At 57.5% G+C, this 14938-nt stretch carries 13 protein-coding genes; 10 read left to right on the top strand and 3 right to left on the bottom strand.

Annotated features, from left to right (window positions below):
* Positions 1-3: 3 nt before the first annotated feature.
* The 10 genes from COHPA_RS0103965 (at position 4) to COHPA_RS0103920 (ending at position 12247) form a co-directional block, all read left to right on the top strand.
* Complete coding sequence (locus COHPA_RS0103965; RefSeq protein WP_027084903.1) at positions 4-3138, top strand: alpha-mannosidase; 3135 nt, start codon at positions 4-6, stop codon at positions 3136-3138.
* Positions 3139-3144: 6 nt separating this feature from the next.
* Complete coding sequence (locus tag COHPA_RS0103960; protein WP_035119368.1) at positions 3145-3804, top strand: SGNH/GDSL hydrolase family protein; 660 nt, start codon at positions 3145-3147, stop codon at positions 3802-3804.
* 256 nt (positions 3805-4060) lie between these two features.
* A complete protein-coding gene (locus tag COHPA_RS0103955; protein ID WP_027084901.1) occupies positions 4061-4594 on the top strand; it encodes a hypothetical protein in 534 nt (177 codons plus the stop codon).
* Positions 4587-6089, top strand: coding sequence for an AAA family ATPase (locus COHPA_RS0103950; protein ID WP_027084900.1), 1503 nt, complete (start codon positions 4587-4589; stop codon positions 6087-6089). The genes COHPA_RS0103955 and COHPA_RS0103950 overlap by 8 nt, the downstream gene beginning before the upstream one ends.
* Before the next feature lie 140 nt (positions 6090-6229).
* A complete protein-coding gene (locus COHPA_RS0103945; protein WP_425393676.1) occupies positions 6230-6781 on the top strand; it encodes an RNA polymerase sigma factor in 552 nt (183 codons plus the stop codon).
* Complete coding sequence (locus COHPA_RS0103940) at positions 6781-7965, top strand: hypothetical protein (RefSeq protein ID WP_027084898.1); 1185 nt, start codon at positions 6781-6783, stop codon at positions 7963-7965. Before COHPA_RS0103945 ends, COHPA_RS0103940 begins: the two co-directional genes overlap by 1 nt.
* An 84-nt stretch (positions 7966-8049) precedes the next feature.
* The gene (locus COHPA_RS0103935; RefSeq protein WP_027084897.1) at positions 8050-8919 is read left to right on the top strand and encodes a 3-hydroxyacyl-CoA dehydrogenase family protein; all 870 of its coding nucleotides are present in this window, start codon (positions 8050-8052) and stop codon (positions 8917-8919) included.
* Positions 8916-10133, top strand: coding sequence for an acetate/propionate family kinase (locus tag COHPA_RS0103930; protein WP_027084896.1), 1218 nt, complete (start codon positions 8916-8918; stop codon positions 10131-10133). Before COHPA_RS0103935 ends, COHPA_RS0103930 begins: the two co-directional genes overlap by 4 nt.
* A gap of 51 nt (positions 10134-10184) precedes the next feature.
* Positions 10185-11492 (top strand): asparagine--tRNA ligase, encoded by a 1308-nt coding sequence (gene asnS, locus COHPA_RS0103925; protein ID WP_027084895.1) that lies wholly within the window; start codon positions 10185-10187, stop codon positions 11490-11492.
* Between the two features lie 47 nt (positions 11493-11539).
* A complete protein-coding gene (locus COHPA_RS0103920) occupies positions 11540-12247 on the top strand; it encodes a DnaD domain-containing protein (RefSeq protein WP_027084894.1) in 708 nt (235 codons plus the stop codon).
* Positions 12248-12358: 111 nt separating this feature from the next.
* On the opposite strand, the gene mtnB is transcribed toward COHPA_RS0103920, so the two are convergent.
* Genes mtnB through COHPA_RS0103905 form a run of 3 tightly spaced genes read right to left on the bottom strand, consistent with a single transcriptional unit; the run spans position 12359 to position 14933 of the window.
* The gene (gene mtnB / locus COHPA_RS0103915; RefSeq protein ID WP_027084893.1) at positions 12359-13006 is read right to left on the bottom strand and encodes a methylthioribulose 1-phosphate dehydratase; all 648 of its coding nucleotides are present in this window, start codon (positions 13004-13006) and stop codon (positions 12359-12361) included.
* Positions 13003-13713: a 2-hydroxy-3-keto-5-methylthiopentenyl-1-phosphate phosphatase gene (locus COHPA_RS0103910; RefSeq protein WP_027084892.1), complete on the bottom strand. Its 711-nt coding sequence runs from the start codon at positions 13711-13713 to the stop codon at positions 13003-13005. The genes mtnB and COHPA_RS0103910 overlap by 4 nt, the downstream gene beginning before the upstream one ends.
* Positions 13710-14933, bottom strand: a complete 1224-nt coding sequence (locus tag COHPA_RS0103905; protein WP_027084891.1) for a 2,3-diketo-5-methylthiopentyl-1-phosphate enolase — start codon at positions 14931-14933, stop codon at positions 13710-13712. Before COHPA_RS0103905 ends, COHPA_RS0103910 begins: the two co-directional genes overlap by 4 nt.
* Between the last annotated feature and the right edge of the window lie 5 nt (positions 14934-14938).

Raw genomic sequence — 14938 nt, 5'->3', positions numbered from 1 at the left:
GGAATGTTCTGGATCGAGGAGAAGCTTGCGGCAAGGATCGACGAGCTTGAGCCATACCGTTATCGAGATCCGGTCAAGCTCCGCCGATTTCTAGCGCTGACGGACGCGGAAGGAGCGATCGGAGCAAGGCCGCCGACCGAAGGGGATTGGGAGGGCATGCAGCTCGGCGAGCGCTGGCAAGGGCGGGATCGCTATGTATGGCTAGCGGCGGACGTTGAGATCCCTAGCGAATGGAAAGGCAGGAAATCGGTAGGTCTATTCGATTTCGGCAAGACGGACCCTGGCAATTGCGGCGGGTTCGAAGCGCTGTTGTATCTGAACGGACAGCCGTATCAAGGGGTCGACGTCAATCATAAGGAAGTGTTCCTGCCGCCGGGCTCGGAAGGCCAGAAGTTATCCCTTTGCTTCAGGCTTTGGTCCGGCCTGGAAGGCGGAGGAGAGCCGCGGGAGCAGGAGCACCGGCTGAACAAGGCGGAGCTGGCATGGCTGGACGAGGCGGCGGACGACTTGTACTACACGGCCAAGGCGACGCTAGCCACGATCAAGGAGCTGGCGAAGGAAGATCCGGCGCGCTTGGAGCTGTTGAACGCCTTGGATCGCGCTTTGTTTCGGCTCGATTGGGCGAAGCCCGGATCCGATCGGCACTACGACACGATCGCCGACGCGCAAGCGTTGCTGCGGTCGGAAATCGGGCGAATCGGCAAGTCGCATCCCGTAAGCGTCACCTGTATCGGCCACACGCATATCGATGTCGCCTGGTTATGGCGATTGAAGCATACGCGGGAGAAGTCCGCAAGGTCGTTCTCGACCGTGCTTCGCTTAATGGAGATGTATCCGGAGTATACGTTCCTCCAATCCCAGCCGCAGCTCTATGCCTACATCAAGGAAGATTACCCGGAAATATTCGCGCAGTTGAAGCGGAGAATCGAAGAAGGTCGCTGGGAAGCGGGCGGGGCCATGTGGCTCGAAGCCGACTGCAATATCCCGAGCGGCGAATCCCTCGTGAGGCAGATTCTAACGGGTACGCGGTATTTGGCGCGGGAATTCGGCGTTCGATGCACGTATTTATGGCTCCCGGACGTATTCGGGTACAGCTGGGCGCTGCCCCAAATTCTGAAGCAATCGGGCATCGACACGTTCATGACGACGAAGATCAGCTGGAACCAGTACAACCGTCTTCCGCACGATACGTTCTTCTGGCGGGGAATCGACGGCACGGAAATACTGACGCACTTCATTACGACGCCCGAGAAATCGGACATGTGGTGGTATACTTACAATGGGGATGTCACGCCTTTCACGGTTAAAGGAATATGGGACGGGTACCAAGACAAGAACGTCAACCGCGAGCTTCTGCTTGCGTACGGATATGGAGACGGCGGAGGCGGCGTCAACCGCGACATGCTGGAGATGCGGCGGAGGCTGCAAGAAATGCCGGGGCTGCCGAACGTGGAGACCGGGCGCGCCGATACTTATTTCGACCGACTGCAACGCACGGTCGCGGAGACGGACCGATACGTACACACGTGGGACGGCGAGCTATATTTGGAATATCATCGCGGCACTTATACGAGCCAAGCCGCGATCAAGCGATGGAACCGCAAGCTTGAGCTCATGCTGCGCGAGACCGAGTGGCTGAATACGATTCGGAGCGCCGGCATGGCGGAATCTAGCTGGCAGACGTATCCGCAGCAAGCATTGAACCAAGCTTGGACGATCGTCCTTCGCAATCAATTCCATGACATCATTCCCGGCTCCTCGATTCGCGAAGTGTACGAAGACGGCATCCGGGAATACGAAGAGGCGCGGTTGATCGTCGAAGAAACGTGGAGAGAAGCGACGTTGGCGATCGCCGATCCGTCGCCTTCCGAAAACGGAGTTACGTTGTTCAACGGCTCTTCCCGGCAGCGTTCGGATCTCGTGAGATTGGAAAGCTGGGACGGCGATAGACGGTTCGGATTGCGCGACGCCGCCGGCAACCGGATGGGGATGCAGGTTGCGACCGACGGCTCCGTATATGTCTTCGCGGAAAATTTGCCGGCCATGGGGTTCGCGACGTTCGACATCGATGACGAGCTTGTCCCCGGGCATGCGACACCTTTTCTCGCGCGGCCCGACGGAATCGTAACGCCTTTCTATGAAGTCTCGTGGAACGGGAAGGGGCAGCTTACGAGAATTTACGATCTTGAGAACCGCCGCGAATTATTGAGGCCGGGCGAATGCGGCAACGTGCTGCAAGCGTTCGAGGATAAGCCGAAAAATTTCGACGCCTGGGACATCGATATTTTCTACCAAGAGAAAATGCGGGAAGTCGACGAGCTCGTAAGCGTCGCCGTCAAAGACATCGGCGAACTGTTCGCCTCCATCGAGTTCGTCTGGACTTACATGGACTCGAGGATCAGTCAGGAGATGATCGTCTACGCGAACGATCGCAGGATCGATTTCGCGACCCGGATCGATTGGAAGGAGCGGCAGCAGCTCCTGAAGGCGGCGTTCCCGGTCAATGTGCGCGCGACCGAGGCAACTTACGACATCCAGTACGGGAACGTCAAGAGGCCGACGCATTGGAATACGAGCTGGGACGGCGCCAGGTTCGAAACCGTCGGTCACCAATGGGCCGATCTATCCGAACGGGGTTACGGCGTCAGTCTGCTGAACGATTGCAAGTACGGCTACGACATCAAGGATCACGTCATGAGGCTTTCGCTGATCAAATCCGCGATATGGCCGGATCCGTCCGCGGACGAAGGCATACATCAATACACTTATGCTTTGTACCCGCATGAAGGCGATTGGTGCGCCGGAGGCACAGTAGAAGCGGCATGGGCGTTAAACAATCCGATACGTTCGGCGCGAGGATCAGCCTTCGCGAAGCGATTCTCGTTATTCGAGCCGTCGGCTTCGCATGTGATGATCGACGCGGTCAAGAAGGCGGAAGACGGGAACCGGCTCGTCCTGCGCGTCCACGAATTCGCGGGCGCTCGCGGAGCGGTAACGATCCGGAGCGATGCAACGATCCGGTCCTGGCAGCTTTGCAATTTGCTGGAAGAGCCGACGGGAGAACGGATCGAAGACAGCGCGGTCACCTTTAGCATTAACCCTTACGAAATCAAAACATTCATCATCGATATGGGATAAGGAGAGATGGAGATGGGACGGACAATTTTATTTCAGGGAGATTCCATTACCGATGCAGGCCGGTCAAGAGAAGCAGGGGCGAATCAAGCGCTCGGTCATGGATACGCGAGCTTGATTGCAAGCCGTATCGGGCATGCGCTCGCCGAACAGGGCCATCGATTCTGGAATCGAGGAATCGGCGGGAATCGCGTGTCCGATGTATACGCGAGATGGAACGAGGATGCGATAAGCCTGCAGCCGGATATGATCAGCCTCTTGATCGGCGTTAACGACGCATGGCGCATCATGTGGAAATTACCCGAAGGGGCAACGGACCGATTCGAAAGAGTATACCGTCATTTGCTCGAGGAGACGAAGGAAGCGTTGCCGAATACGGGGCTTGTCCTATGCGAGCCGTTCATCCTTAACGCAGGACCTCCCGCCGATCGGTGGGAAGAATGGCGCGAATTTATATACCGCTACGGGACAATCGTGCGAGAGCTCGCCAAGGAATACGATGCCGTCTTCGTTGCGCTTCAAGAGCCGTTCGAGCAAGCGACAGCAAGGGCCGAGCCGAGTTATTGGATGCATGACGGCGTGCATCCTTCCCCGGCCGGGCACGAGCTGATCGCGGACGAATGGATGAAAGCCGTGCAGAATAGCAAGCTTGCTTTTTCCGGACTATAGTGCCGTTACTGCATTCCGTATCATAACGCGCCGAACACGCCGCTTGCGGCGTGTTTTTCGTATTCGTACCTGATTCCCGATACCAAGCCGACCCGCGATTACCAACGATCGGCTAGAGATTCGTCTATCAAAAGCTGATATACTCGTTGATGTACCGAATGATTGATTCGCAGATTGATTTGATTCATGACTTGCGACCGAACGCGCGAATCCTACACGACCCTATAACGACACACCTAGAGGAGGACCACACGCGATGAAAATCAGAATACTTCCTTTAACGATAACTGCCGCCTTGACCGCGGCGATTCTATTCGGCGGTTGGTTCGCCTATCGCCATTACGGCATCGTACAGCCGCTAGATCGCATTGCCGGTTCCGTTCCGGGCGTGACGAACGCCGTCGTCGAGACGACGAACGGACACGTGAACATCGACCTGCAGTTGAAGCAGGACGCGAATATTGCGGAAGTTTACCGCCGGTTGAAGAAGGACGGAGCCTCCGAGATCGGAAGCAAAACGTTGACGCTCTCCGCCGAAGGGACCGCGAACGAGAAGCTTGAACAAGCATGGAGCTATTCGCTGTTCGACGTTGCCCAAGCGATGGAGAACCGTCAGTATACCGGCATTCGCGAAGCGATGAACAAGCTGTCGGACCAATATCCCGGCGTTACCGCCGAAACTTCTATGGACGAGGACAACGTCTACGTGACGCTGCGCGACGGCGAGAACGCGAAGTTCGTTATTCTTCCTCGACAACCTGCTGCATTGGAGGTGTGGCCGAATGCGTAATCTATCCCAATACGGCAAAGAGATCGCGATTGGCATCGTTCCGGTCGCGCTTGTTTTTCTCCTCTATATCGGACTTCCGCCGGCGGTGCTCGTGATGGGCGCCTTCATGTTAACCGCCGTGTTTCTGTTCATGCGTGCCAGAGGCGGCGGCCTGGCGATGGGCGCGGCCGGCAAGAAGGTCGCCGCCCGCAAGCCTTCCTTCTTGAGCTTCGAGGATATCGGCGGTCAAGATCAGCCCAAACGCGAGCTGAAGGAAGCGCTCGAATTTCTCGTGCAACGCGATCGGATCGAGAAGCTTGGCATCAGGCCGATGAAAGGCATTCTGCTGACCGGGCCTCCGGGAACGGGCAAGACGCTGCTGGCCAAAGCGGCGGCGCAGCATACGAACTCCGCGTTCATGGCGGCGTCGGGCAGCGAATTCGTCGAGATGTACGTCGGCGTCGGAGCGGGCCGAATCCGCGATCTGTTCAAGGAAGCGCGTCAGCAAGCGATCAAACAAAAACGCGACAGCGCGATTATTTTCATCGACGAGATCGACGGCATCGGCGGCAAACGGGACGGCGGGCAGCATCGGGAATACGACCAGACGCTTAACCAGCTCTTGACCGAGATGGACGGCATCCAAGGCGACGAGGACGTTCGCGTTCTGTTGATCGCGGCAACGAACCGCAAGGAACTGCTGGATGCGGCGTTGCTCCGTCCGGGCCGATTCGATCGCCACATTCAAGTCGATCTGCCGGACAAGACGGGACGAGAGCATATCCTGAACATTCATGCCCGCAATAAACCGATCGATTCCGGCGTATCGCTCTCCAAAGTCGCGGAGGAGACGTTCGGCTTCTCCGGGGCTCAGCTCGAGAGCGTCATGAACGAAGGCGCGATCTACGCGCTTCGCGACGAATCGCCGACGATCGGCATGGAGCATCTATCCCGTGCGATCGACAAAGTGATGATGGGCGAACGCATGGACCGCGAGACGACGCGCGAAGAGCGCGAACGCGTTGCGATCCACGAGCTGGGCCACGCGATCGTCGCGGAAAGCGTCCGTCCCGGCAGCGTAGCGCAAGTATCTCTTACGCCGCGCGGTCAAGCGCTCGGATACGTACGCCACAATCCGCAGGCTGACAGCTATCTGTATACGAAACGCGTACTGGAAGAGCAGATCATGATAGCGCTTGGCGGCGCGGTTGCCGAAGAACTCAATTACGGCGGACGCAGTACCGGCTCGCGAGGCGATTTCGAGCATGCGACGGGCATCGTGAGAACGCTGATCGAGTCGGGCATGTCGGATCTGGGCATCGTTCATCCGCAGGCGCTTACGCAGGAGATGTGGTCGAAGGAGAACGCCGCGATTCTGGATGCGCTGACCGAGCAGACTCGGACTTTACTATCCGCTCATATGGAGACGTTCAAGCAGATGCTTGCCGTTCTGATCCAAGAAGAGACGTTGTCCGGCGAGCAGCTTCGCTCTCATATGAAGCAGCTTGCTGCTTAACGCTCACATCCACCTGTACCCTCGCTTGTCGGAATTCCGCCAGGCGGGGGTTTTTTAGCTAACCTTTAACTAGCGAAATGAAAAGTATGATAGATTGAACTTAGTTCATATTTCGTTCGTTTATAGGGATAGAGGTGGCAGTGTTGAATCCGCAGCATCAATTCGATTTTCTTAAATATAGAGTCGACGCGAACGACGACAAGGAATTGTTGAACGAGCTCATGACGGCGTACGGCAAGGAAGTATGGAACTACGCCTTTAGCATAACCCGCAAATGGGATCTCGCGGACGACATTACGCAGGAAGTATTTATTAAGGTGTTCCGCAACATGCACGCCTTCCGAAGGGACGCCTCGGTTAAAACTTGGCTGCTTACGATTACGCGGAATACGGCGATCGACTTCAAAAGGTCGGCGTTCATGCGCAAAGTCACGTTAATGGACGCTTACGAGGACTACGGACACCGGCAGTCGGCAGAGAAGGAAACGATGGAGAAGCTCGCGACGAACGATCTCTGGAAGCTCGTGCTGCAGCTCCCGATCAAATATAGAGAAGTAATGATTCTATTCGCGCATCACCAGTTGTCCTTGAAGGAAATCGCCCTTATGCTGGACGTTTCCGAAGGAACGGTCAAATCGAGAATGTTCCATGCACGCAAGAAATTGGCGAAAATGAAGGAGGCGAACCTATAGTGGACGACAAAGAGCTCAGAGAACATCTTGCGCAGGGTCCACTGGCTAGGAACGGCTTCGACGAAGCGTTACGAAGACGAATTCACGAACAGATCGACAACCCCCGCAGGCGAACGCGGCGGATATGGGCGCCGATGGCGCGTATCGGAGGAGTCTTCGCGGTCTTGTTCGCCGTGCTCGCCGGCGCATGGATCTGGCAGGCGCAATCGAACGGCGATTCGGCGAGCGAGCGCATGATGGTCGAGACTGCGCTGGACGCTGCGCCGGCCGCGAGCGCTCAGACGGCATTAACGACGGAGCCGCCGCGATCCGCGATGCTGATCGGTTTGCGCAAGGACGTTCCTTCCAGGGAAACGAGTACATACCGTACCGTTCTCGTTACGCCGGAGGACGGGGAACTGCGGGTGAGCGCGAGCTTGGAAGGCATCTACATGCCGTATAAGCTGAAGTTCTACCGGCTCGACGCGGTCGGCGACTCAGGCGGCAGGGGCTCGCAGACGCTCGCGTCCGTACCCGCCGGAGAGACGCTGCCTGTCGCGATCGCGACCGATCCGGCTTATGTCACGAACGAGAAACTGCTGTTCGCGGGCAATAAGTACGTATCGTTGCTGCAGACGCAATCCGATCCGGACACGGGCGAGTCTACGTCCCGCGTTTGGGTGAAGGATGTCGAGCAACTGGCGCCGGCTTTGCGCGAGAACGCCGTCAAATCACGGGAAGAGCCTCACTATGAGCTGACGCAGCTCGTTCAATTATCGAGCCTGCGCACGGACGAATGGACGATTGCGCGTCAGTCGGGACAGTGGGTCGTCAAAGTGCCCGGCACCGCTGAAAGCTCGGAGCAAATGCTTAACAGAATTTCGAACTCCACGGGAATCGGACCGAAGCTGCCGACGGAAGTCGCTTCCTATGACAAGCTATGGCTGAACTGGGAAGACATCCGCGCCAAGGAGCCCGCCGCGATCGACGCGTACACGTCGCCGACGGAAGATTTGCTCGCGGTGCAGACGGCGGACGCGCTCTCGATCGCAGCCTACCGGATGAAGGAAGAGGACATGAAGCCGTTAACGATCAAGCTGGAGCACGGCGAAAACATCGTCATGGTCCAATGGGCGCAAGACGGCTACGTTAACAATTGGAAAACGATGCTCGGTCAATGGATTGGCACAACTAACCATTACTGATTATGATAAAATGAAGATACCCGCGAACACTAATGGGTATCTTCTTCTTTTATTATCATCGGCGGGCAATGGAGGCATAATCGTATGTTTCGTGTAATCGGCGTCGTGGGCGCAGGGACGATGGGACAGAGCATCGCGGAAATGCTGGCGGTCAAAGGGATGGACGTCCATCTCGTGGAGAAAACGCCGGAGCGGCTTCAGTCGGCCGTAGATATGCTGGAAGCGAGCTTGGATCGGCAAATGGAGCGTTGGGCAATAACGGCGGCAGAGAAGAAATTAACGCTGAATCGCATACATATGGAAACGTCGCTGTACCATCTGGCGAGCTGCGATCTCGTCATCGAGACGATAAGCGAAGATTTGGACAGCAAAAAAGCGGTCATTCGGCAGTTGGACGGCATTCTGTCCAAAGACGCGATTATCGCGAGCAACACGTCAACGCTAAGCTTAACGGAGCTCGCGGGAGCGTCGCAATACCCGGAGCGCGTCATCGGCATGCATTTCGTCTATCCGACGAATCGAATCGACGTCGTCGAGATCATTCGCGGCTTGCAGACGTCGGACGATACGTTCGGCAGGACGAAAACGTTCGTCGAAGAGGTGTTGGCGAAAACCGGCGTCATGGTGTACGAATCTCCCGGTTTCGTGACGACTCGCCTGGTCTGCCTGCTCATTAACGAATCGTTGCACGTGCTCGAGGAGGGCGTCGCGTCGCCCGAGGATATCGACAACGCCATGCGCCTCGGCTATCAATTCGAGCACGGTCCTCTGGAGATGGCTGACCGGTTCGGCCTCGATGCCGTGCTCGCCGCGCTCGATCGAATGTTCCGCGAATTCGGGGAGCTGAAGTATCGGCCGTCGTTCCTGCTCAAGAAGAAAGTTCGCGCCGGGCAACTCGGAGTCAAGACGGGCGTCGGATTTTTCAAGTACGACAAGGACGGTGAAAGGCTATGAACATTCTCGTCATTAACGCCGGAAGCTCGTCATTGAAATACCAACTGTTCGACATGTCCACGGAAGCCGTGCTAGCCAAAGGGCGCGTCGAGCGGATCGGCATGGATTCGTCCATTCTGACCCACGAGGTGGAGGGACAGCCCGAAGTCAAAGAAGTCAGCGAAATTCTCGACCATACGACCGCGATCCGCAAAGTGCTCGACATGCTGACGCATCGCAAGGTCGGCGTGCTGCGGAACATTACGGATATTAAGGCGGTCGGGCATCGCGTCGTGCACGGAGGGGAATCGTTCAGCGAGTCCGTGTTGATCAACACCGAAGTGAAGCTCGAAATCCGCAGGCTGTTCGATCTGGCGCCGCTGCACAACCCTGCCCATATGATGGGGATCGCCGCCGTCGAGGCCAACTTGCCGGAAGTTCCGCAAACCGTCGTATTCGATACCGCGTTCCACCAGTCGATGCCGAAGATGACGTATATGTACGCGATTCCGACCGTGCTGTACCGCAAGCATAAAATTCGTAAATACGGCTTCCACGGGACATCCCACGATTACGTCAGCAAGCGCGCCGCGGAATATTTAGGCCGGCCGTTGAACGAACTGAAGCTGATCAGCTGCCATATCGGCAACGGAGCAAGCTGCACGGCGATCATGTACGGCAAGTCTTATGATACGAGCATGGGCATGACGCCGCTCGAAGGGCTCATGATGGGAACCCGCAGCGGGGACCTGGATCCGGCGGTCGTTCCTTTCACGATCAATAAAGAGGATTTGACGCTGAACGAAGTGAATTCGATGCTGAACAAGCACAGCGGTCTGATCGCCATTTCCGGCATTAGCAGCGACATGCGCGAAGTCGTGGACGCGATGAACGAAGGCAATCCGAACGCGAAGCTGGCTTTCGACATGTACGCGTACCGGATTCGCAAGTATATCGGCGCTTACGCCGCGGCGATGAACGGGCTCGACGCGATTATTTTCACGGCGGGCGTCGGAGAAAATTCGGACGTGCTGCGTCGCGCGATTTGCGAGCAACTGACGTTCTTCGGGGTACAATTGGACGAGGAGCGCAACGCCGTACGTTCGTCCGAGCCGCGCCGGATAACGACGGACGATTCGCGGGTTGCCGCGCTCGTCGTGCCGACGAACGAGGAGCTGCTCATCGCTCGAGATACGTATCGGATCGTTAAACCGATATTAAGCCGCAAGGAGTAAATATTCGTTCGGTACGATGGATGGCGATAACGACAAAGGAGACGGTGTGACATGACAACTTCGCATTCGGACAAAGTGACGATCGGAGCGATCGGGAGTTACGTCGGGCAGACGGTAACGTTCGGCGGCTGGCTCACCCGGAAGCGGTCCAGCGGCAAGATCCAATTCCTTCAATTGCGGGACGGAACGGGCTACATCCAAGGCGTTCTCGTGAAAGAAGAAGCGGACGAAGCGACGTGGAACAACGCGGGCAAGCTGACGCAAGAAAGCTCCTTGTACGTCACGGGCGTCGTTCGCGAGGAGCCGCGCAGTCCTTCGGGGTACGAGCTGGCGGTGACGGGGATCGAGATTATTCAAATCGCGCACAACTATCCGATCACGCCTAAGGAGCACGGAGTCGACTTCTTGATGGATCATCGTCATCTGTGGCTGCGGGCGCCAAGGCAGCGGGCGATTCTGCGCATTCGCGCCCAAATCATCTCGGCGATCCAAAGCTTTTTCGATCGGAACGGCTTTACGCTCGTCGACCCGCCGATCTTAACGCCGTCTTCGGCCGAAGGAACGACCAACCTGTTCCATATCAAATATTTCGACGAGGACGCCTATTTGACCCAGAGCGGTCAGCTATACATGGAAGCGGCGGCGATGGCGCTCGGCAAAGTGTATTCGTTCGGCCCTACGTTCCGCGCGGAGAAGTCGAAGACGCGCCGTCACTTAATCGAGTTCTGGATGATCGAACCGGAGATGGCGTTCGTCGACCACGAAGAGAACCTGCGCGTGCAAGAGAGGTTCGTGTCCCACGTCGTCGGCAGCGTGCTCGAGCATTGCCGCGCGGAGCTGGCGACGCTGGAACGGGACGTCAGCGCGCTCGAGCGCGTCATGCCACCGTTCCCTCGCATCACGTACGACGAGGCGCTGGAGCTGCTCAAGGAGATCGGCATGGATCTGCCATGGGGCGAAGATTTCGGCGCTCCCCACGAGACGGCGATCGCCGAGAAGTTCGACCGTCCGGTGTTCATTACGCACTATCCGGCGAGCTTCAAAGCGTTCTACATGAAGCCGGATCCGAATCGTCCGGAGGTCGTGTTATGCGCCGATATGATCGCGCCCGAAGGCTACGGGGAAATTATCGGCGGCTCGCAGCGGATCGACGATCCGGAGCTGATGGCGGCGCGGTTCGAGGAACATAACTTGTCTGAAGAGGCGTATCGATGGTACATGGATTTGCGCAAGTACGGCACGGTTCCGCATTCCGGATTCGGGCTCGGGCTGGAGCGCACGGTCGCATGGATTTGCGGCTTGGATCACGTGAGGGAGACGATTCCGTTCCCGCGCATGCTATACCGGCTTTATCCTTAATCGGCGGCATCGTTCGCCGAACCGCATGCGAGGAGAGGGGACTGGTTATGAACGGGCGCAATGAATACGCAAGAGGATTGGCGGAGGCTTATATGGACGGAGCGGCGAGTATTCCTTATACGCTGCTTCGGTCTTATCGCGCGCTTAAGCTTAGCGACACGGAAGCGATGCTGCTGCTGCAACTGATCGCGTTCCGCCAGCTGGAGCAGAACGAATTTCCGACGATCGAGCAGCTGCAGGAGCGAATCGGCTCCTCGTCCTCGGTCGTCGGACAAGCGGTGCAGAGGCTCATGAAGATGGGCTTCGTCGCGATCGACGAAATGTACGATCCGCTGACCGGCGTGCAGTCGGAGAAGTATAATTTGGCCGGATTGTTCCAGAAGCTGGCTTTGTATAACGCTACAGCCGAAGAGGCAGAGACCGCTGCGGCTTCGGATGGGAATCCGGGAAGCGGCGGCGGAGTCGCATCGTTCGCGGCGGCACCGTCGCCGGCGGGCACGTCTAACTTGTTCGTGCTGTTCGAGCAAGAGTTCGGCCGTCCGCTGACTCCGATGGAGTACGAGACGATTAACGGCTGGCTGGATCAAGATCAATACGCGGAAGAGCTTATCCGCTTCGCGCTGAAGGAATCCGTGTTCGCGGGCAAGCTGCATTTTCGCTATATCGATCGCATTCTGCTAGAGTGGAGCCGCAACCGCGTGACGAACGTGGAGGAAGCGAGACTTCACGCGCAGAAGTTCCGGACGGGCAGGTAAGCTTCGGGAAAGAGAAAAGCTTCGACGAGCAAGGCTGGCGCCTTGCTTGCCGAAGCTTTTTGTTATTGCGTGCGAAATAGAGTCGCCGCGTGTGCTTATTTCTCTTTCCCATCACATGCGTTGGAGCAACGCCCACTTATACGCGTACTCGAACAAGAACTCGAACGCTTCGAGGTGGCGCTTCGCCTCGAACGCGTCCTTGCCCCAGGCGCACACGCCGTGTTTTCGGATGAGCAGGCCGGGGATACGAGCGTCGAGGACCTTCGTGATTTCCGGAACGATGCGCGGCACGTCGGCGTAGTTCGGCACGATCGGGATGTCGATGACGGCGTCCTCGTCCCATATATCGAACGCCTTGATGAGCTCGACGCCTTCGATCCGAACGGCGCGCTGCTCCCAGAACATCTCGGATACGAGGTTGTTATGTACCGAATGAATGTGGAAAATAGCGCCTGCGCCGGTCAATCGGTAAATTTCGCGGTGCAGCGAAGTTTCGGCGGACGGCTTCAGGTTCGTCGTCTCGCTGCGGTTGCCGTCCTGGTCCACGAAGAGGAAATCCTCGGACGTGGATTTCGTCTTGTCTTTGCCGCTCGCCGTGACGGCGAAGTGGAACGACTCCGGCGAGAACGGACCGACGCGCATCGACAGGTTGCCGCTCGTGCCGGGGAACCAGCCTCTGGAGGCGAAGTCTGCCTTTACCTCGGTAAATTCGCGCAGCACGCGCTGCTTTTCCTCTAACGTAATATCCGCGAAGCTCATTCGGACAACCCTCCTTGCTCCAAGTGGCGAATGATATCATGGAACGTCTCGAACGGAATGTGCGGGTATCCGAGCTCGCGGCACCGATCCGTAAGATGGGAGCGAGAGAAGACGAGATCGACGATTTTGGCGCCTTCGAAGTCGGTAATGCTGTCGCCGATCAGAATGCGGAAGTACTCGTCCTTCGGAAAACGGCGGATAACCGTCGTCTTGCACATGCCGCAGCCGCCGTTCGTGCACTCATCGTCGCATTCGTGGGGCCAAGTGATCCTGATTTTCTCGCCGTTAAAATCGCTTCCGTTGCAATACATATGGTCCGCCGGGATGCCGAACGGAGCGAGAAGAGGCTCGATGAAGAAATCGATGCCGCCGCTTGTGACATAGAAAGGAACGTCGTGGTCCTTGCACCATTGCAGCAGCTCGGGAAACCCGGCGCGGATGCCCGCAGACTCAACGATATATCGCGTGACTTCTTCCTTCATAGAGGTGGGAAGAAGGGCGAACATCTCTCCGACGCCGACTTGGAGCGACTTGCGGCCTCCGACGATATCGTTCACGATCGTCTCCCAACCGGGAGGATTGAAGTGCTTCATGACCGCGACGATGTTATCGCTCAGCGTAATCGTGCCGTCGAAGTCGCAGAAAAGTACGGGCTTGCGCGGAAAAGCGACTTTGCCGTTAGAGCTTGTCGTGTCGTGTATGCTCAAGATGTGCGTACCCCCCAGCGTTCGATCGCGATGCGCAGTTCTTCGTGTTGTTGCGCGTATTGTTCAAGCGATTGGCCTTTGATCACGGCATCCACGGCTTGACGGAAAGCCCGTCCTCCGGCTGCCGCTCCTAACGGATGGCCATGAACGCCGCCTCCGGCGTTGACGACGACATCGGGCCCGAAGTCTTGCAGGATAAGCGGGACAAGGCCCGGATGAATACCCGCGGACGGTACCGGCACAGCCGGCTTTTGCGGCAACGGCGCGTTAAGCAGCGCTTCCTTGACCGCCAAGTTCTCGGCTTTCGGCATAACGACCGAGCCGTACGGGGACGGGAATAGGCTAAGGTCGGCTCCGGCGATGCGCATCAGCTTGCCCAGTAAGAGAGCAGCGGACATGCCGTGGTATTGGGAGGGATAGATCGCCCCCGCGAGCGACGGATGAGCGGCAATCGGCACGGTAATGTCAGGATCCGCTGCGAGTTCGGCCAGGGCATCGAAACCGTATGCGAGCACGTTGAATAGCAAGCCGTTCGCCCCGGCGGCGATCGCGCGTTTGGCGTTCGCCTTCAATTGGAATGTCGAGCCGGTCAAATTCGCGAAGTAGATCAGCTTCTGGCCGGTAGTCCGCTCCGCCTCGCGCGCGGCGTCCATGCAAGCTTCGACGCGCTTCTCTAGCGGAGTGAGCGGGTTCTCGAACAGGATTTCGTCGTCCTTGATCAAATCTACGCCGCCTAGCGCCTGCTGGAGGAACTGCTCGCGCAGACCGGTGAGATCGTGGCCGATGACGGATTTGAAAATGCTCATGACGAGCGGCCGATCATGAACGCCGAGCAGGTCGCGAACGCCTTGCATGCCGAGCTTCGGTCCCGGGAACGCGCTTAGGAATTCGGTGGACGGCTGCAGATCGATCAGCTTGATTCGGCCGTCCATCGATAGCTTGCCGAACGCGGTCACGAGCAGGGCAGGGAGGTCGCGGCTGAAGTTGACGTCGGGATAAGCGATCGTCATGTCGGCATAACGCCGACCTTCGCCGCCGTCATGGACGTCGACCGATACGACTTGCCCGAGATGCTGCTGCATTTGGGCTTTCGCTGTTTCCGGGAGCTCGGTCCAACTGCCGACGGTGAGACCGACGGCGATGCCGGACGCTTTCTTGTCGAAGTCCGCTTTGTCGTCATATAGACGATAGGTCGCCAGGCTGTATTTAGAGTAATCCATCGTTC

The organism is Cohnella panacarvi Gsoil 349 (assembly GCF_000515335.1).
GTDB classification, from domain to species: Bacteria; Bacillota; Bacilli; order Paenibacillales; family Paenibacillaceae; genus Cohnella; species Cohnella panacarvi.
The sequence above is the reverse complement of the archived record's forward strand: the minus strand, read 5'-3'. Positions and strand labels throughout refer to the sequence as shown.